This is a genomic window from Campylobacter gracilis (assembly GCF_001190745.1).
Lineage (GTDB): Bacteria > Campylobacterota > Campylobacteria > Campylobacterales > Campylobacteraceae > Campylobacter_B > Campylobacter_B gracilis.
In genome coordinates, this window is sequence record NZ_CP012196.1 from 640,566 (window position 1) to 659,853 (window position 19,288).

At 49.4% G+C, this 19,288-nt stretch carries 17 protein-coding genes; 5 read left to right on the plus strand and 12 right to left on the minus strand.

The window, feature by feature from the left end:
• Positions 1–188: 188 nt before the first annotated feature.
• The 3 genes from CGRAC_RS03410 to CGRAC_RS03420 all read right to left on the minus strand — a co-directional run bounded on the left by CGRAC_RS03410 (position 189) and on the right by CGRAC_RS03420 (position 4,206).
• Entirely contained in the window at positions 189–2,324 is a 2,136-nt protein-coding gene (locus CGRAC_RS03410) for a TonB-dependent siderophore receptor (RefSeq protein WP_005872343.1), read from the minus strand.
• Positions 2,321–3,463, minus strand: a complete 1,143-nt coding sequence (locus CGRAC_RS03415; RefSeq protein ID WP_005872342.1) for a PepSY-associated TM helix domain-containing protein — start codon at positions 3,461–3,463, stop codon at positions 2,321–2,323. Before CGRAC_RS03415 ends, CGRAC_RS03410 begins: the two co-directional genes overlap by 4 nt.
• Before the next feature lie 380 nt (positions 3,464–3,843).
• Entirely contained in the window at positions 3,844–4,206 is a 363-nt protein-coding gene (locus CGRAC_RS03420; RefSeq protein WP_005872339.1) for a diacylglycerol kinase, read from the minus strand.
• 67 nt (positions 4,207–4,273) lie between these two features.
• Between CGRAC_RS03420 and CGRAC_RS03425 the strand changes: the two genes are divergently transcribed.
• From CGRAC_RS03425 to CGRAC_RS03450, 4 genes are all read left to right on the plus strand, one after another.
• Complete coding sequence (locus CGRAC_RS03425; RefSeq protein WP_005872338.1) at positions 4,274–5,032, plus strand: exodeoxyribonuclease III; 759 nt, start codon at positions 4,274–4,276, stop codon at positions 5,030–5,032.
• Between the two features lie 140 nt (positions 5,033–5,172).
• A complete protein-coding gene (locus tag CGRAC_RS03430; protein ID WP_005872337.1) occupies positions 5,173–6,819 on the plus strand; it encodes a formate--tetrahydrofolate ligase in 1,647 nt (548 codons plus the stop codon).
• Positions 6,820–8,199: 1,380 nt separating this feature from the next.
• Positions 8,200–10,839 carry a zinc finger-like domain-containing protein gene (locus CGRAC_RS03445; RefSeq protein WP_005872328.1) on the plus strand — a complete coding sequence of 880 codons (2,640 nt, stop codon included), beginning with the start codon at positions 8,200–8,202 and terminating at the stop codon, positions 10,837–10,839.
• Positions 10,840–10,895: 56 nt separating this feature from the next.
• On the plus strand, positions 10,896–11,528 hold the full coding sequence (locus tag CGRAC_RS03450; protein ID WP_005872326.1) for a tetratricopeptide repeat protein: 633 nt from the start codon (positions 10,896–10,898) through the stop codon (positions 11,526–11,528).
• Between the two features lie 137 nt (positions 11,529–11,665).
• Here the strand turns inward: CGRAC_RS03450 and CGRAC_RS03455 are convergent, their stop codons facing one another.
• The 9 genes from CGRAC_RS03455 to CGRAC_RS12190 all read right to left on the minus strand — a co-directional run bounded on the left by CGRAC_RS03455 (position 11,666) and on the right by CGRAC_RS12190 (position 17,887).
• Complete coding sequence (locus tag CGRAC_RS03455) at positions 11,666–11,863, minus strand: hypothetical protein (protein WP_040304106.1); 198 nt, start codon at positions 11,861–11,863, stop codon at positions 11,666–11,668.
• Between the two features lie 40 nt (positions 11,864–11,903).
• Complete coding sequence (locus tag CGRAC_RS03460) at positions 11,904–12,344, minus strand: pyrimidine dimer DNA glycosylase/endonuclease V (RefSeq protein WP_005872324.1); 441 nt, start codon at positions 12,342–12,344, stop codon at positions 11,904–11,906.
• Between the two features lie 143 nt (positions 12,345–12,487).
• Positions 12,488–13,594 carry an alanine racemase gene (locus tag CGRAC_RS03465; protein ID WP_005872323.1) on the minus strand — a complete coding sequence of 369 codons (1,107 nt, stop codon included), beginning with the start codon at positions 13,592–13,594 and terminating at the stop codon, positions 12,488–12,490.
• Positions 13,595–13,945: 351 nt separating this feature from the next.
• Positions 13,946–14,659, minus strand: a complete 714-nt coding sequence (locus CGRAC_RS03475) for a vWA domain-containing protein (RefSeq protein ID WP_005872320.1) — start codon at positions 14,657–14,659, stop codon at positions 13,946–13,948.
• Positions 14,660–14,760: 101 nt separating this feature from the next.
• Positions 14,761–14,892 (minus strand): hypothetical protein, encoded by a 132-nt coding sequence (locus tag CGRAC_RS12705; protein WP_256641014.1) that lies wholly within the window; start codon positions 14,890–14,892, stop codon positions 14,761–14,763.
• A 100-nt stretch (positions 14,893–14,992) separates the two neighbouring features.
• Entirely contained in the window at positions 14,993–15,886 is an 894-nt protein-coding gene (locus tag CGRAC_RS03480) for a DMT family transporter (RefSeq protein WP_005872316.1), read from the minus strand.
• Positions 15,887–16,194: 308 nt separating this feature from the next.
• A complete protein-coding gene (locus tag CGRAC_RS03485) occupies positions 16,195–16,917 on the minus strand; it encodes a hypothetical protein (protein WP_005872315.1) in 723 nt (240 codons plus the stop codon).
• Between the two features lie 303 nt (positions 16,918–17,220).
• A complete protein-coding gene (locus tag CGRAC_RS11785) occupies positions 17,221–17,682 on the minus strand; it encodes a hypothetical protein (RefSeq protein ID WP_143297843.1) in 462 nt (153 codons plus the stop codon).
• Between the two features lie 88 nt (positions 17,683–17,770).
• Positions 17,771–17,887 (minus strand): winged helix-turn-helix domain-containing protein, encoded by a 117-nt coding sequence (locus tag CGRAC_RS12190; protein WP_005872311.1) that lies wholly within the window; start codon positions 17,885–17,887, stop codon positions 17,771–17,773.
• A gap of 120 nt (positions 17,888–18,007) precedes the next feature.
• Between CGRAC_RS12190 and CGRAC_RS03500 the strand changes: the two genes are divergently transcribed.
• The gene (locus CGRAC_RS03500) at positions 18,008–19,168 is read left to right on the plus strand and encodes a PepSY-associated TM helix domain-containing protein (RefSeq protein WP_005872310.1); all 1,161 of its coding nucleotides are present in this window, start codon (positions 18,008–18,010) and stop codon (positions 19,166–19,168) included.
• Positions 19,169–19,288 lie beyond the last annotated feature (120 nt).

Consider the following 19,288-nt stretch of genomic DNA (forward strand, 5'->3'; position numbering starts at 1 on the left):
ATTTAGTTTAAATTTAGCGGGATTTATGGAGTTAAACTTTGCATCGTTTGCCTTTAAACGTATTACGCGACCTCGCGTCTTGGCGATGATTTTACGAAATTTAGGCTTAATTTGCCATTTATTTATCGCGTCGCGATGGAATTCTATTAGAGCTAAGCACTAGACAAATTCCGCCGCGACTATTTGGGTCAAAAGCTATACGTAAGGCTTAGATTGAAGGTGCGCGGATCGCCGTAGATCATTCGATTAGAACCGATGCCCTCAAAATAGCGCTTATCGGTTATGTTATCGACGTTTAGCTGCACATCTAGGTTTTTACTCGCTTTGTAGCCTAGCATTACGTTTGCAATCGTGTAGGCTTTCTGCTCGATCCTGCCGTATGGCGAGTCGGAATAAATCTTTGAGCGATACATCGCGCCTGCGCCGATTCTAAATGTGCCGATCTCATATTTTGCAAAAAGATTTGCGCTGGTACGGGAGGAGTCGCTGGCGTAAATATTGCCGTCAGCGTCTTTGGCTTTGTAGTGCGCTAGCCCCATGCTTAGGCTTAGCGCATCGGTAATTTTACCGTTTACATCCGCTTCAAAGCCCCTGCTGGTTACTCCGCGACCCTGCCTGTAAGCGTAGGAATTTGTGCCAGTGATATACTCGTCGGTGCGGATGCCGAGCTTATCTTGGATGATCTTAAAAACGCCCAGGCTTGCTTGCAGATCGCCGTCAAAGTACTCGCCTTTGATGCCCGCTTCGTAGTCCTTGCCTTGGATGGGATCAAGATATTTATTGTTTTTGTCCTTGTAGGTTTGAGGTTTAAAAATACTCGTATAACTTGCATAAAGGGTATGATGATCGTCTAAATCATAGGTGATCCCTGTATATGGAGTAATTTCGCGGGTAAAATTTCTATTATCCGCTCCACCTGTAATTTTATATTTATAGTAACTCATCCGCGTTCCTAATAAGAGCTTTAAATCCTCGGTGATTGAGAGTTTATTCGCGGCATAAATTGCTTTTTGAATAGTTCGATCGGCATTATTTTGATCTACATACGGTAAGCGTGGATCTTCAATATGAAGGTCGTTAAAATTTATTCTAGTACGCGCGGCATAAGCAAGGCCTGCTGGAGTATTTCGGTTATTCCAGTAGCTACTTACGTTATCAGATCCTTTTTTGTAAAGATTATACATCACACCAAATACAAATTCATGATCTTGTCCGAAAAGCTCATACGGGATATTTGCGTAGGCGTCGATGTTGTGGATATTCTCTTCGCGCTTGTTAGCATAAACGCTAAGATCGGCGACGTTTCCGATGCCGCCAGGGCCTACCCTGCCGCCATAATAGAGCAAATTTGAATCGGTATGAGCGCGACGAAACGAATAACTCAAGCTTAAACTCGCCTCGTTTGAGAAATATTGTTTAAAATCGGCATAAAAATCAAGCGTAGAGATGTCGTATCGCGTCCAAGGCTGAGAGAAAATTTTGTTTTTGCCGAAGTGCGTGCGCGTACCATCCGAGTTAAACGCGGGCATTCCGCCCCAGCGCGTGCCATGTCGGCGTAGAGTCTGATAAAATGAGCCAAAGCTCAGCCTTGAATCGTCTGTTACATCGATATCTAATACGCCATAAACGGCAGTATTGCGACGATTGTAATAGTCCATATAAGAGTGCGATCGTTCATGCATAAACGCTAGGCGTCCGCGCACCGAACCGCTTTGATTGAGCGGGCTTTGCACATCGGTTTTAAGCCCGTATTTGTCGTATGAGCCGCCGTTTAGACTTATATAACCTTTTGGGATGGTGGAATCTGCGTGCTTACGGATAAAATTTAAACTCGCGGCGGGATTTCCCGCGCCCGCCAATAATCCGTTCGCACCCTTTACTACCTCAACGCGCTCATATGGCAGTAAATTTAAATCGTTCGCCCCGAGGCTAAAACCTCCGAAGCTAGGCATCGAATCAAGCAGATAATAATCTATGCTAAATCCGCGCGCCGTAGGATAGAGCCTCTCATCCATACGCCCGCTCGTAATGCCCGCTATATTTCGCATCAGCACCTGATAATCGGTTATCCCCATATCTTTTAGCTTGGCTTCGGTCACCACGGTAAGAGACTGGGGTGTTTCTCTCGCCGTAAGATCGAGCCTGGTGGTACTTTTAACGAGCTTTCTAGCCTCATAATCTCTGTCGTCGCGACGGAGCTTTTGGGTATCTTGCACTTCTATGGTGCCTAAGTCCTCCGGGGTGCTCGCAGTGGCGTTATTTTCCGCATAAAGTGAAGTTAGCATATTTAATACGACTACGAGCGAAAGAGATACTTTCTTCATAACTTTCTCCTTTTAGAATTTCTATTTTTTAGGGTTATGTAAAATCCGCAAATGCTTAAAAATAGGGGCGCAAGCCCCGTTAAAAACCATATAAGCTTCGTTATTGCGCCGTATGAGCCCGCATGGGCGCGACGAAAGCCGTCTTGAAGTTTGTCCGAAAAATCCGCATCGTTTATAAAGTCCGCTTTTAAAATTTCGCCTGCATCTGATATCGTGATACGGCTCGCGTAAGGGCTTTGCAGCGGGTTTTGCCCCGCCTCGAAGCCGTATACGGTAAAAGCGCCGCCCGGACAGAGCGGAAAGGCGATATAGGTGGAGCGAAATTCTTTAAATTTAACCGCTATCTTCGCCAAAGCTTCATCTAGCGTCGCAAGATTTTGCGCCGTTTTCATGCTTACCGTTCCGTTTGATGCCGCGACGGTGGAATTTCGCTCGGTCTTAAAATTCTGCAAGACCGCGCCGCATGGATTTGCGAGCGGCTTGTAAGTTACCGCCCTTAGCTCCCACCATGCTCCGCTTATAGTTATAGCAAACATTACGGGAGTGCTCGCGACTCCGATTAGGCGGTGAGCGCCGCGCATAAAATATATGGCCCGATCTAGCCTCAGCGAGAATAAGTTTTGCCAAAATTTTTTGTAGATAAAAAAGCCGCTAATGCCGATAAGTAGCGCGCTAAGCCCCACGATACCCGTAAAAATTCTACCGCCGCGACCTAAAAACAGCTCCGCGTGCAGCTTATTTATCGCGCCGATAAAGCCCTCATCTCGCGGCATGGGCGCGCCTTTAATCTCGCCGCTAAAGGCGTCCAGGTAAATTAGGGCTTGCTTTTGTAGCTTCTGCGAAGAAAGTCTGATTTTATCGGTCTTTGAAGCATCTTGCGCGATGCTCCAGCCTATGATTGCATACTCTTTAAATTTGGAATTTATCTCGGATTGCAGGGTACTAAATTTCATTCTAACGGGGAATTTCGCTATGCTTTCTTGCGTCCTAAACACCTTGTCTTTTAGCAAAACTTCATTGATCTGCTCCGCGTAAACTAAAACCGAGCCGCTTATAGAAATGATTATAAGGGGTAGGCAAAATATCAAAGATAGCCACAAATGAAATTTGCGCGAGATTTTGCGAAAGGATTTAGACAAAATTTTCCTTTTTTTTGAAAATTATTTTAATTAAGACGGCGTGATTTTAGTGAAAATTGTATTAAAGCATCTTGAAAGTCGTTATAATTTTTTAGCTAAAATTTTACGGCGTAAAATTTGCTTAAATGATTTATCTATAGAAATTTTAAAAGCTATTTTAAAATTTTAAGAGCCGAGCGAATATTAAAATTTTCGCGCACAGGAGAGTTTAAATTTAAAGCAAATTTCGGATTTTAAAATTTCAATATCACGCAGGGTCGTGTTTGGGTTGCAGGCGTGGACGATCAACGACTCAAGTGGCTTGCAAATTCCGCACTCGCCAAAAAAACTCTGCGTTGCAGCGATTTAAATCTTTAATCGCGAAATTTGCAATTACGCGATTAAAAGAATTTACCGATAAACGCATATCCCCACAGCGCGGCGTTGAGAAATAGGCTCATCATCACGGCCGTGCTTGCGGTGTCTTTGGCGCCCTTGGCTAGCGGGTGGATTTCGCTCGTGGCAAGATCGACCGCGCGCTCTATGGCGGAGTTTACGCACTCAAGCGCGATGGTAAAGACCGTGCCGAAGATCAAAAATAGATTTAGAGTCGCGCTAAAATTCCAAAAAAATAGCGACAGCAGAAGCGGAACGAACACGCAAAGCTCGAGTCTAAAGCTACGCTCGCTACGCAGCATCTCGCAAAGACCCGCCATCGCGTAGCTCCAGTTGGCAAAAAATCGGTATTTGGGCTGATTACGCATAATTTTCCTTTAAATTTAGTCAAAATTTCGTATAATCATACCAAAATTTTCAGGCCAAAGGCTAAATTTGAAACTGATTAGTTGGAACGTAAACGGACTGCGCGCAGTGCTGGGCAAAGACGGCTTCGCGTGGCTCGCGGAGCAAAACCCCGATTTTTTGGGCTTGCAAGAGATTAAGGTGAGCGAAAAGGACGCTCCGAAAGGGCTTTATGAGCTAGGATTTTCTCAGATCGATCTAAATTCCGCCGCTCGCGCGGGCTATTCGGGCGTGGCGAGCCTGGCGAAATTTAAAAGCGAGACGAGCAAGGCGCTGTTTTTCCCCGACGACGAAGGGCGCGTGCTGCAGCACCGCTTCGGCGACGTCGTGCTTTTTAATATCTACTTTCCAAACGGCCAAAAGGACGAGGCGCGGCTAGCCTATAAGATGGAATTTTACGCGAAATTCCTAGCCTACGCGCGCAGCCTCGCGGAGCAGGGGCTCGGGGTGATATTTTGCGGCGACGTAAATACCGCGCACCGCGAGATCGATCTTGCAAACCCCAAAGCAAACTCCAAAACCTCGGGCTTTTTGCCGATCGAGCGCGCGTGGCTCGATGAGGTGGAGGCGGCGGGCTTCGTAGACACTTTCCGTGCCGTGCACGGCGAGTTGCGAGACGCCTACTCGTGGTGGAGCTACCGCTTTAACGCGCGCGCAAAAAACGTAGGTTGGCGGATCGATTATTTTTTCATCTCGGCTAATTTGCGCTCGCAGCTAAAAGACGCTTTCATCCTAAGCGACGTGATGGGTAGCGACCATTGCCCCGTGGGTATCGAGATCGAAATTTAGCCGGGTTGAATTTCACGCCTGCAAGCTTTGATTTGCGCGGTTTGCGGGCAAAGTGCGCGTAGCTTTGCAAGCTAATGCGCGGATTTAAAGAGGCGGTGCGTAAATGCTGCGCGATAAAATTTTAAATTTAAGGAGAGAAGATGTTGAGCGATATCGAAATAGCAAATGCGGCGAAGCCGGATAAAATTTCAAACGTTGCAAAAAATTTGGGGCTTAGCGAGGATGAGATCGAGCTGTACGGACACTACAAAGCCAAGCTAAATATCAAGCCGCGCTCGCGCGCTTCGAAGCTTATTTTGGTCACGGCGACCAATCCGACGCCGTTTGGCGAGGGCAAGACTACGACCTCCATCGGCCTAGCCGACGCGCTAAAACGCCTGGGCAAAAGCGTCTGCCTTGCGCTACGCGAGCCGTCGCTAGGACCGGTTTTCGGTATCAAAGGAGGGGCTGCCGGCGGCGGGTATTCGCAGCTGGTGCCGATGGACGATCTAAATTTACATTTTAACGGCGATTTTCACGCAATCACCTCCGCAAACAATCTCATTTCGGCGGTCATCGACAACTCGCTGTATCAAGAAAACCCGCTAAAGATCGATAAAATTTTATGGAAGCGTTGCATGGATATGAATGATCGCGCGCTGCGCCATATCACCGTAGGACAGGGTGGGCGCACCGACGGAGTGCAGCGCGAGGACGGCTTTAATATCACCGCAGCTAGCGAGATAATGGCGGTGCTGTGCCTCTCAAACGATCTTGCCGAGCTTAAGGAAAACATCGCAAACATCATGGTCGCCTACGATACGCAGGGAGAGCCGATATATGTGCGCGATCTGGGTTGCGCGGATGCCGTGGCGATCCTGCTAAAAGACGCGATGAAGCCTAATCTCATCCAAAGCCTTGAGCACACGCCCACGCTCGTGCACGGAGGACCCTTTGCAAATATCGCGCACGGCTGCAACTCCATAATGGCGAGCAAGTTAGCGCTCTCGCTTGCTGATTACGCCGTGACGGAGGCGGGCTTCGGAAGCGAGCTGGGGGCTGAAAAATTTATCGACATCAAGTGTCGCCGCGCAGGCATCGCTCCGGATGCCGCGGTGTTAGTCAGCACGATCCGCTCGCTTAAATACAACGGCGGCGCGGATAAAGAAAATATCGCGAGCCCGGATCTTGCCGCGCTTCAAAGAGGCATCGTAAATTTAGGCGGGCATATCGAAATTTTACAAAATTTCGGGCTAAATCCGGTCGTGGCGCTTAACCGCTTTAGCTTCGATAGCGACGGCGAGATCGCCTTCGTGCGCGATTACTGCAAGCAGCGCGGCGTGCAGATGGCGATTTGCGAAAATTTCGCCAAAGGAGGCGAGGGCGCGCTTGAGCTAGCCCGTCTCGTAGTAGATGAGTGCGAGCGTGCTAAGGAGCTGAAATTCGCCTACGAGCTTAGCGATGATACGGCGAGCAAGATCGAAAAGATCGCTACTAAAATTTACGGCGCGAGCGAGGTCATTTTCGAGCCGGAAGCGCAAAAGGCGCTGCAGCATATCAAGGCCTTGGGGCTTGAGCGGCTAAACGTCTGCATCGCAAAGACGCAGTATAGCTTCAGCGACGATGCCAAGGCGCTTGGGCGGGCGCGCGACTTTAAGCTCAGCGTCAAAGATCTTCAAATTCGCACGGGAGCAGGCTTCATCGTCGCCGTCTGCGGTAAGATAATGCTTATGCCGGGGCTACCGAAGGTTCCTAACGCGCTAAATATGAGGATCACTAGCGAGGGCGTAATAAGCGGACTGGCGTGATTTTAAAATTTTATTTTTTGCGCCCGAAGCCAAAGCCGAGAATTCCGCGCTTGGGCGGTAAAATTTAGCTGCGGACTTCGGCGGCGATAAATTTTTTCCTAAAGCTTCGGTAGCAATAAATCTTGCCTTCAAGCTTCGGCGAGTTTATCGCGCCGGGTTTTGATTGGTCGGATTGGTCGGATTTCGGCCCGCGAAATTTCGTTAAATTTCGCGCAAGATCTATGTAGAAATTCGGCGCAAAACCCGCGCGGGTTTGGCATTTGAAATTTCGCTCGCAAAATTCCGCGCAAAAACCGAGCCGTCCGCGAGCTTGCGAACTCATCGCGGCGAGATTAAAATTTCATGCCGCATAAGCTCGTCGTGAGATTTAAAATTTCACGCGGCCGCGCACAGTGTCATGTGTCGCTACGAGATTCTAAATTTCATGTCGAGCGCACCGTGAAATTAATCCGTCGGTCGCGCAGCAGATCGCCGCACGATCTAAAATTCGCGCTTGCGCCGCGACATGCACCGCCGCGAGTTAAATTATGCGGTATAGCAAGCTAAATTTTACGCTCATGCAGATCAGTCATGTTGTCGGAGGTTTGCAGTGCCCAGATCAAATTTTACGTACTGCTGTGTAGTGCTTGCAGTGGGCACGGATGCTTGATCCGCTCTGCTTGCAAATGCGCAGGCGGCTATAGTTGCGCGGTAACAGGATTAAATTTTACGAGCCGCCGTGTCGCAGTATGAAATTCTATGCCGAAGCTGTCCGCTGCGAACTGAATTTGCGCGACGACTATATGCCGCTGCGTGCTTATAAATTAAATTGCACTACACGCGCCCGTCGCCTGATTGTCGCGCGGGATTGAAATTTGCGCGATGCTGCTTGTCGCAGAATTTTAGATCGCTGCACGCCGCGCCATAGCTGTCGTAAAATTTTAAATTTCATGCTGTGCGTACGTACGAGTTAGCTGTGAAATTTAAAATTTATGCGGGCGTGAAATTTACTTCGCGTTATGCTGTGTCGTACATCGTCGCGAGCCAAATTATGCGCTGCTGCAGAATTAAAGTCTTGCATGCCCGCTGCTACCGCTCGGGCGCCATATGCCGGGCGGCTCCGTTTTGCGATCCGTTCGCGCCGTATTTGTTGCGATCAGTTACGCGCGTCGCCGTCGCAGTGCGAGATTTCGCGTCGAGCTATATTTTAGAGCTTTGATTTGCAGTGAGATTTTACGGCGTGCAATGGCGCTAAATTCCATCCTGCGTGAGATTTTGGAATTTTAAAATTCCCTTTCGCGGTATAATTGTATGAAATGCAAAATTTGCAGGATTTTAATAAAGGAATTTTAAAATTTATGCGGCGCGGCTTTGTGGCGCGTCCGCAAGAAAGGAGCGATCATGGACAAGCTGGATAAAGAGGGGCTTGCAGAGGCGTTTGTCGCTAGGCTCAAGGCTTTAGCGCGTAGCGGTGGCGCCGATCTGCGTGAGCTTGATCGCGAGTTTTACGGATTTAGCGTGAGGCTTGGCGTGCGTTATGACTTTGACGGCAAGTTTAGCGTCTCGCAGATAAGTGGCGGCGAGCGCGCTCAGCTGCATTTCGCAGATATCGCGCAGTTCGAGGCTCATGCGCGCGAGTGCCTACGCGCGGCAAGCACTGATGCGGAGCTAAGCGAGACCTTTATGCTGCGCCTGCGCGCAGACCCCCAAAAAGCCGCTATGAATGCGGATCAAATCATAAAATTCCACGATTTTAAGCCCTTTAGCGTTCAGCTGCGTTGCGAGCATTGCGGCGGATCGGGCAGGAGGCGCTGCAAAGCCTGCGAAGGCGCAGGCAAGACGCCGTGCGCTAACTGCGGCGGACGCGGGCGCTTGATCTGCTCCACTTGCAAGGGCGCCGGTGGCTATAGCCGTGCGGCGTTAAGCTCTACGGACGCTCACGTGCGCGGTCTTTCTGGAGGTGACTCTGCAGGCTCTGCGTCAAATTCTATGGGCTATCGCTTCATCTCCTGCGCTAGCTGCGGCGGTAGCGGCTCGCGCATTTGTCCCGCTTGCGGCGGCGCAGGCAGATTGCGCTGCGAAAAGTGCGGCGGTGCGGGTGATTTTCGCTGCGAGCATTGCGATGGGCGCGGGTATTTCACTCGCACTGGCAAAGTATCCGTTTATGCCCGCCCTAGCGTCAGCATAGGCGCTAGCTCGCAGGTTTTCGGGCGCGAGCTGCTGGAGTTTTTATGCAGCAAGGGCGTAGGTTTTGCGGCGCGCAGACTTTTGTTTCGTCTAAGCTCGCTGCGAGCGGCGCAGGGCGGCTGTGAAGCGGTATTTAGCGCGGAGGATGATTTTTTGCGCTTGAGTTTTGCCGTCTGCGGTAAGGCTTACGATGCGGCGTGCTTCGGTGGCGTGACATTCGTAAGACCCAACTTTTTTGACGAAGTTTTTGCGTCGGAGCTTGCGGCGGCACGTGGTGCGCCCGCTAGACTAGGGCGGAACGATGCGCAAAGCCTTTTTACGCTATTTCGCGCAAAGCCTGCGCTGGATGCGGCGATGCGCCTAGCTAGTGCTAAGCTGCGCGGCGAGACGCTAAATCTCGATCAGTTGCGCGGCTCGGACGGATATTTTAACTCTGTAAATTCTACCTGCGGCACGGCTGATCGCGACGCTTTGAGCCTTGCAAAAGACGCTTCTCGCAAAGAAAATCTCGAGGGCGGCGCGAGCGTAAAATTTGCGGGCATGAAATTCGCGAGCGCTCCGGCAAATTCTATGGGCGCGGAAGATAATCACCTGGGGTTGCGCGGAGAGCAAGGCAGGTTCGCAGGAGGAGTGGGCGGCGGCATAAAATTTGCCGGGGCGGATCTTTTGGAAGGTGGAGAGAATTCTGCCGGCGATTTTGAGGCTAGGCAGCAAAGCAGCGAAGCTCTCGCGCAGAATAGACCTAATTTTGCCGGCTTGCAAGAGGGCTTAGGCGGCACTTCTGATTGTGCCGCAGAGGATCTTTACAAATTACGCAGCAAGCGAGATTACCGAGGTTTAAGCGCCTTGGGTGCTGAAAATTCCACAAATTCCATAGACTCCTCCGCGATAAATTCTGCAAATTCCAAAAACTTCGCCGCTGCAAAATTTAAAAATCGCGCGAATACGCAAAGCCCTGCCGCGTCAAATTCTAAAATTTCGCTCTTTGCCCGATTGAAGAAATTCTTTTTCCCGCGTTCTTTGCGCGAGGATTGCGCGCAGAGTTTCGCCGCGGCGATTATGCGCGTTTGCGAGGGCTTTATTTCGCAGCAATGCGCTCGCGATTTGGGTAGCGCGATGGCTGGGGCGCTTGGCGTGCTAAGCCCACGCTATGACCGCGCGGTGTGGTGCATAGGCGGAGGCGCGCTCATCGCAGCGGCTGCGCTGGCGTGCGAGGGCTGCTTCGAGATGATCTTTGCGGAGCATTATTTTTGGGCACTTGCATGCGGCGTGGCAATCGCTGCTGCGGGGCTGTTGGGCGGTGTGGCGCTGTGGCTGGCAAGCGTAGTGCAGTGTACCGTAAAAGCTCGTAAAATTCCGCGAGAGTATCGCTGCGGCAGAGGCGGCGCGGCGTTTGCTCGCTTTTGCAAAGCTCTGCTCTGCGCCGTTTTGGCTAGCGCAATCTACGGAGGCGCGGCAAATACGGGCTACGTACCAAAAACTGGCGCAGCAGGGCTGCTGCGAGGGTGGATGCCTACATTTTTTGAGGACGAAAATTCCACTTCCGCGAGTGATGGCGTAAATTCTGTAGACGAAAATTCTACGAGTGCAAGCTCTAACGGCTCTGAAAGCCCTGCTTCAAATTCCGCTTCCGGGGCGACTAAGGATTCCGCTGCGATGCAAAAGGATAAAATTTTATATATCCAAAAAAGCATCGGAGTGAGGCAGGATGGGATTTTTGGCGCACGCACGCTAAAAAAGGCGAGAGAGGTTTTGGATCAGAATCTAAGCGGCGTCGATGAAATTTACGAGGCTCTAAAAAGCAAAGAGCAGGCGAGATCGAACCCGAACTCTAGCGATCAAACTGCGCCTTAACGATAAATCCGCGCCTTAGGCTTGGCAGGCGATCTTAAAAACCAAAAAGGACGAAAATGAAAAATAAAATTTTAATTCTAGCGCTTATCGCGACGCTTGCTGCAAATTTCGCGCTTGCCGAAAATTTTGAAATCACCGCAGACGATATAAGCCGGGCTACAAAATCCTGCGATAAGGGCGATATGAAGTCGTGCGGGGCGTTGGCACAGATTTATAATTATGGCTGGGGCGTGCCGCAAGATCTGCTAAAGGCTGCGCCGTTATACGTCAAAGCTTGCAAAGGCGGCGATGCGGAGTCGTGCGTAAATTTAGGCATTTTGTATCAAAGCGGAGAGGGGATGCCGCGCGATGAGGCGAAGGCGGCGGAGCTGTTCGACAAAGCCTGCGATGACGGGCACGCGATAGGCTGCAGTAACGCAGGCTCTGCGTATATCAGAGGCAGAGGCGTGCGCAAAGACGCTATAAAGGGCGTAGGTTACTATGTGCGCGGTTGCGATATGGATATCGCAGACAGCTGGCTTGCGTGTTTAAATTTAGCGCGTCTTTACGAGGGCAGCGATAATGTTAAAGCCGTAGAGTACTACAAAAAGGCCTGCGAGCTAGGCGGTAAAGATAGATTTATGAGCTCGGTAGCGGAGCATGAGCAGATATGGAAAAGCTCATGCGAAAGCTACGAAAGGCTTAAATAGCCCGCAAATCTATGCATTGAAGCAGACTCTCGCGCTCGCCGTGGCTACGGAGCAAGAACCCTAGCGGATTTCGCATAAATAGCGCAAATCTAAACATCAAGTATCCTGTAGGAGCGGGAACATAACGGCGCAAGCTCTTAGCGGGCTCGTATTTTAGGAGGCAAGATAATGACGCTAGCGCTGATCCGCCACGTTACGCCGCTGATCGATCGCGGCGTATGCGACGCCGCAGAAGCGGCACGGCGCGCGATCCTATATGACGCTACGCTAAGCTTAGCTTTGTGGCAAACCGATAAATTTAAAAGCAGCGCCGCATACGAAAAGCTCGCTCGCATAAGCCGAGTATGTTCCTCTCCGCTGCCGCGCGAAACGGCGCTAAATTTTAACCTTCTCCCACGGCTCGATTCCGCCCTCGACCTCTTTAAAAATGCTCGCGATTTCTACATTTTTTACGCTTAAATTTCGCTCGTAAGCCTTGACATCGCGCGATTTTAGCTTCTTTTGTAAAAAGGCGAATTCATACTCGATCTGACCGCGAGCGACGCTGATTTGAGCCAAATTTCGCGCGTCAAATTCGCCCACCTTCGCGGCGTCAAATTTATACCCGCGAGCGCAGGCCTGCGCGTAAACCTCCGCCAAATACGCATTTACCGCCTCTAGCGCGTTTTCATGCGCGTAAAAGCGGTCGAGCTGCGGGTGATTTTTGTAGCCCTTAGTAAGCTCAGCCAGCACGTTTTTAGCTAGCAGCGCCTCGCGCCACAGCGCCACGAGCCCCTTTGCGTCGAGATATTTAAAGCTTATCGTCCAAAGTCTCATTTTCGCCTTTCGTTAAATTTCGTCGTTAAATTCGGCACGCTTTGCGCCGCAGCCTGAGCCGCGATAAATTCGCGTCTTAAATTTAGCCGCGCCCTAGATTAGAGGCTAAATTTTATCTCGCTGTGCATTTAAAATTTGTCCGCTCATTGCAGCTTGCCTCTGCATAGCACAGCGATCTTTTCTACGACCTCGCCGCCGCTAACGAGATAGGCGAACTCGTGTAAATTTACGACGGGGCAGATGTGGTTTGGATAAATTTCGAGCCGATCGCCTACGCGCACGGCGTCTCGCAGCGCTCTGTCGTAGATGATCGCGTGCTCGTCGTAAACGCCATTTATCCACACCTCCGTGCCCTTTATGCGCCCGAGCCCGGGCGTGGCGGTGAAACCCTCGGTGCGCCTCTGCTGCGTGAGCCCCTTGGCGCCGACGTCGGTGATGATGCGGTCCGCCGTAGGCCTGCTGATGACGGTCGTAAGGATACTCGCCGCATTCATCGAATAATCGCCGTACGCCTGCGCCTGCGAGGCGTCCATAAAGATATATGTGCCCGGGCGGATCTCGGTGATACCTTTTAAAATTTCAAAATCATTTATGAGCGATGGCGTCGAGCCGATACTAACGACGCGTGCGGGCAGAGCCAGCTCGCGCGCGATATCCGCAAACTCCAGCGTGCGGCGCTGCGCGGCTAGGTGGATGCGCTCGCATTCGCTCTTATCGGCGGCTTTGTAGGAGTGTCCGTCGTGGGAGAATACGCCGCGGAATTCGATATTTTTACAGCCTTTTATAAATTTTATAAACGCCGCGAAATCCTGCTTTTCCACGAAGCCCGAGCGGTTTTCGCCCACTTCGATCTCGGCAAGCACGCAGGCCTTCGTGCCGCTACGCTCAAAGGCGCGTTCTATCAGGCCCGCCTGCTCTATGCTATCTGTGCCGAAGCTTAAGTTTATCCCCGCGCGCAAAAGCGCGATGATGCGCCGAAATTTCAACTCGCCCACGATCTCGTTTGCGATAAATATATCTTTTAGCCCGTTTGCCGCCATGATCTCGGCTTCGCCCGTTTTGGCGACCGTGATGCCCGCAGCGCCGAGGCTTTTTTGCAGCTTCGCGAAATAGGGCATTTTGTGCGTTTTGGTGTGCGGGCGCAGGCTCACGCCCGCGGCGTCCGCGTAGCTTTGCATCTTTTGCAGGTTGCGAAGCACGATTTCGCGATCAATCAGCAGCGCCGGCGTGTCGATGTCGGATACACTCATAAGCTTCCTCTTAGTTAAATTTGCGAAATTTTAATGCAGCCGCGCTTGGTAGCTGTGTCCGTTTTGCGGCGGCAAAATTTTAAAATTTAGCGCCGCTTGCAAAGGACAAAATTTATCTATCGCCTCCAAAAAGCGGAATTTACGCGCTTCTCGCAAAATATGGAATTTGCGCGCCGTAAATTTAGCTTTCTCTGCGAAATAGTGGTTTGCTCGCCGTAAATCGGCTCCCTTCGCGAAGCGTCTAAATTTGGCGAGCAAAATTTATGATTCGGCGCCGTATATTTTCACATCGCTGCCTATTTTAGTGCCGCCGCTCGTTTCCGCAGCAGCACTTAATTTTAGCGCGCCTCGCTATTTTTTGTCCTGAAGCACCTTGTCGCGCCATTTCGAGTTTGCTTTGTTGTCGGTCGCTACGTCTTTGGATATCTCGGCCGCCGCTTCGAAATTTTTACTTACGCCCTCTTTGGAATTCTCGTATTTTAGGGCGTTTTCGCTTTTGATGCCGATACTTTGCGCTTCGCTTGCGGCGTCGATATTAGCGCCCAAAAAGATAAACTCCCAGTCGTATTTCTCCTGCTTGTCGCTAATCATCTTTTTGATCTGCGCTTTGGAGTATTCGCGGCTCGAGTTCTCCATCCCGTCGGTGATGATGACGAAAAGCACGCGATTGTTTTTGGCATAGATGTCGGGCACTCGCTCGATACGCGCTATCGTGCTGCCGACGGCGTCTAGTAGCGCGGTATTGCCGCCGGCGTAGTACTCTTTGGACGTTAGGTTTTCGACCTTTTTAAGCGGCGTGCGGTCGTGGATGACATTAAATTTCGTATCGAAAAGCACGGTCGTGACGCTCGCGTCGATGCCCTCTTTGCGCTCCTTTTCTATCATCGAGTTAAATCCGCCGATCGTATCGCTCTCAAGCCCGCTCATCGAGCCTGATTTATCTAGGATCAGCACTAGTTCTAGGTGATTTACGCCGTCTTTATGATCGGCCGGTGTGGCGAGCTCTACACTTTTGGCAAACATTATGCCCGCAAGCGCGGCTACAAGAAGGATGATTTTTTTCATAGGGGCTCCTTTGTTAAAATTTCGTTATTGTACTATTGTACCGCTTAATCAATGAAATTTTATCGCTAAAGCTTCGTCGCCAGGTTCCGCTTCGTAAAATTTTAAAATGGAATTTCACTGCGGAATTTTAACGTATTCTCGCGCACGGCGCCGCAAAGTTCGGCGCGACATAGAATTCTGTATGGCACGGAATTTCGCTGCGAAATTTTAAGGCGTAGAATTTTATACAGCATGGAATTTTGCATGTAAATTTTATGCAGCACGGAATTTTATGGCGCAAAATTCCACGCGGCCACGCGGCATGGAATTTATGGAATTTGCGCTGCCGTAAAATCAAACGTCTGCGGATCTGCTCCGTCTTGCGCTGAGGTAGTTTCCGATCTCGCTTATTAGGACGCCTGCGAGGATGAGCGCCGCGCCTAAAATTTGCATCGCGCTTAGCCTCTCTCCGCCCACGAATACGCCCATAATACCCGCCGTTACGGGTTCGAGCGTGAAAAACAGAGCGGTTTTTACGGGCGTCGTGTATTTTTGCATCAAGGCCTGCGCAAAAAAGCCAAAAACCGTTCCTAGCAGGCAGATCACCGCCATCGCGACGAAAAAGCTTCTATCCATCACCGGCACGATGCTGACTCTTTCAAAAAAGATCGCCGCAAAGCAGCAAAGCACGCTTAAGCAGAGGATCTGCACGTAGGCGATGCCCGCTACGTCGCAGCTTTGCACGAAACGGTTGGTCAGCACGATGTGAAACGAATACGCGCACGCGCAGACTAGCGCCAGCGCTTCGCCCTTGCCGAGCCCAAGCTGCGTGTCGCCGATGAGATATAGCCCTATGACCGCAAGCGCGATGCCCGCGTAGGCGTAGGAGTAAATTTTGTGTCTAAACAGCGCCGCGGCGATGAAGGGCACGAGCGCGACGTTTAGGCCGATGATGAACGCCACGGAGGAGCTTTGCGCAAATTTAAAGGCGAAGGTTTGCGACGTAAAGCCCGCGAATAAAAACAGGCTAAGCACCGCGCCGTGCTTGATCTCGCGCGAAGTTATGGCTTTGAGCTTGGGGAAAAATATCGCGCCTGCGATGATACTTGCGGCAAAAAAGCGCCAAAATAGCAGCACGAAGGCGTTGTTACTCGCAAGCGCCTGCGAGGTGGGCAGATACCCGAGCCCAAAAGCGATCGCCACGAAGAGCATTCCGATGTCGGCTCTGAATTCCAAACTTTTATTCATCAGTGTCCTTTTTGAAAATTTAAAGTGGTAATTTTACGAAATTTTAGGTAAAAAATAGGCTAAATTTTGACGCAGCGGTTTGGAATTTTGGTTTTTAAAATTGCGAGTTAAATTTTAAGCGCCCGGCTCGTTTTAAGCTTTCGGCTCGTCTTTTTAGGCTTGCGTTGGGATTGCTCGCGCACTTGTTGCCGCCGCTTCGCCGCAACTTGTCATAAATACAGCTGCTACTCGCGTGATCATTATGCTGCTTTGCTACGGCTTGTCATAAATTTTCATAGCTATTGCTAGCGCGTGGCTAAATTTAAAATTTAATCGCCCGCGCCCTCTTTGTCGTTTTTTAGAATTTCTATGTTTGCGCGCTCATTCGCGTCTTTTAAGCTTATAGTTTTTCTGAGCGCGGATTTAAGGGGAGTCTTTGCCTCTTTTGATTTCATCATCTTATAGCGCCTCTTTCTTATCTCTGCTTCGATAAATTTTATATCTTGCTGTGTGTATGGGAATGAGAGCGTGAAATTTTTTCCGCTTTGCCCGTCTTTTATTTTTAAAATCGGCATCTCGCCCTTCATCCCTTTTTCCATAAGGGCATTTTCTATATCGATCTTTGTGCTAAATTTAAACGGCGAGCATTCCCATTCTCTCCTTATACTGCGGCTATCTATGATGACCCCTTTTTCGGTTAATAGCCATAGCGATATAAGTATCAAAACAATGCCCATCGCGATCACAAGTGCAGTTTCGTCGCCACTTCTGTGCAAGAAGCCGTCTATACATAAAGGGTCGTTTGCGTCAAAGCATGTAACTTTACCTTTACCTTTTATCCTCTTTATCCAGGGCTCGTCAAACGCCACTATCGACCCCCAAGATAAAAGGAATATGACGAGTGTAAATTTGGCTACAGGGCTAGGCGGTATGAGCCAGGCGCCATTTTGTACGGTTTTATAAGAAGCGCTGCTTTTAAACAGAAAGTTTTTTAAACCGCAAAGTACAAATAGCACTACATTTGCAAAAAGCACAAAATATAAAAGCCTCATGCGGCTCCTTTCACTTCGGATATTTTACGACGATATATTTAAATTTAGGCATTTCGCTCGACTGCTTTAGCTTTTGAAATTTCAGCTAGCTTTTCGGATATAAAATTTTGCAAAAAATCTATATCCCTTCGTGCATATAAAAATCCCGCCCCGAATTTAACGCTGCTAATTTTGCCTCGTATGCTGATTATTTTTACGCCTCTTATAAACCCTACGGCGTAGCTCATCTCGTCAAAGTATATCTTTTCCGTATGCCTAAACGGCAGAACCTCCCATTCTTTGCAGATGCCGCTTTTATCTATTCTAATTCCTTTTTGAATTAGATACGATAAATGAAAAAATTATGGCACAAACAGATATGATTTTGCTAAGTATTAGTCTGGGCTCGCTTATTTGCAGATACCCATCCACGCATCTGGGATCGCCTTCTTCGAAGTATCTTAAATTTATGCCCGCCGCTTTGTACTCTTGCGAGCAAACTTTATCGTGGGTGTAAAAGCAGGGTATCGGATTGCCGTTATGTTTTGCTACGTGCGGGCTGGATAGAGTGACTACGCCGAAGCTTAGGCATATTATAAACATAGGTATCTTTAAAAGCGGATCGGTTGGGATAAACAATGTCCCGCGATACACGGTTTTATACGATCTGTTTGTCTGAAGCAATGAAACAATAAGGCAAAAGCCTATCGTAACATAAAGGATTATCGTAGCAAACTCGACTATACTTTGCGACATAATAATGACCTCGTTTTTTGGATTACGCAAGCTCGCGTCTTTGGCAATTTTAGCGCAAAATTTCTAAATTTACGAGATTTTGAGCGCGATTTACGAAAGGGGCGCGTTAATTAAAGCTTTATTTTACCAGCGTGATCTTGCCGCGCAAAAGGCAGATTAAATTTTTAGCTTTTAGATCTTGCAGCACGCGGTTTATTACATTTCGCGAAGTACCTAGACGCTCTTGTGATACCATAACGCGCCTTAAATTTCGCAGCCTAAATCTTAATGATAATTATCTAAATATTTAAAATCGCACAATATAATTGCGAACCTCAATCAAATAAAGATTAAATTTATCTCGCAAGGATATACAATGAGCTCGCTTTTGAAGCGCAATAAAATTTTGTTTAACGTCCATCTTATTTTGTCGATCGTTTTTTCTATCCCGCTACTTATTATAGGCGTGACGGGCGCGATTTTGTCGTATCAGTACGAGCTTGAGGCGCTAATAAACGCGGGCTCTAAAAAGGTCGAAAAAACAGGCGAAATGCAAAGCATAGAGAAAATTCTGCAAAGCTTTAGCGAGCAAACAGGCGCTAAGCAGCCCGTAAGGCTCGTCGTGCCCAAAAGCGATGACGAAGCCTTCGTCGTTTACGCAAACAGAAATGATGCGTATCTAGTCGATCCGTACACTGCGCAGATCATCGGCAAGGACCGCGGCACGAGCTTTGTGCTAACGGTGATGTCTCTGCATCGAAATTTGGGCCTAGCGCTAAGTGGCAATAAAACCGCAGCCGAGGTTGGCAAACAGATCGTGGGTGCGAGCGCCGTGGCGATGATACTGCTCGTAATAAGCGGCGTCTGGCTGCATTTCCCAAGGCTTAGGCGTAAATTTATCGAAGCGATAAAGCCGAATTTTAAACTCAAAAAATACGCTCTTTTTTATAACCTACACACAAGCCTAGGCTCGCTAAGTGCGGTGATTTACCTGCTTATCTGCTTAACCGGGCTTAATTGGTCGTATAGCTGGTATAACGATGCTGTGATGAAGCTTTTTGTAAGCTCGCAAAATTTGCCGCAAGCTAGCGCGCCTAAAGCCGCCGCTTCTAAAGATCACGCCGCCGCACCTGCTAAAGAGGAGAGCAAAAAGCCCGCTACGTATAAATTTAGCGACGCGCAGAGGGCTTATGAGATATTCAGATCAAGCGGCATAGAGTATAAAGAATTTATCCTAATGCTCGCAGCCGGAGATAAGATCGGCGTCAGATACTACGAGCCCGACGCGCCCGCTACCGCCCGTCCAAAAGGCGCGAGCGTGAAGCTAAAAGAGGGAAAGGTCGCGGAGCAGAAGCAGACGGACGGTATCACCGTGGGCGAGTTTAAAGACGCGAACTACCAGCTTCACACGGGCTATTTTTTCGGGCTTGCGGGTAAAATTTTATGGTCGATTGTCTCGCTTTGCATGGCACTTTTCATCTTTAGCGGCTTTTATATGACGGTAAAAAGGGCGTTTAAGTCAGAAAAGCTCGGCTAAATTTTACTTTGGCGATAGAGGTGCGACGAGCGGCGAAAGAGGGCTAAATATCTACAAAACATTGAGATGAAATTTGCCGAAGCGGATCAAGAAAAGCCCTGATTTAACGATATTTGAGAC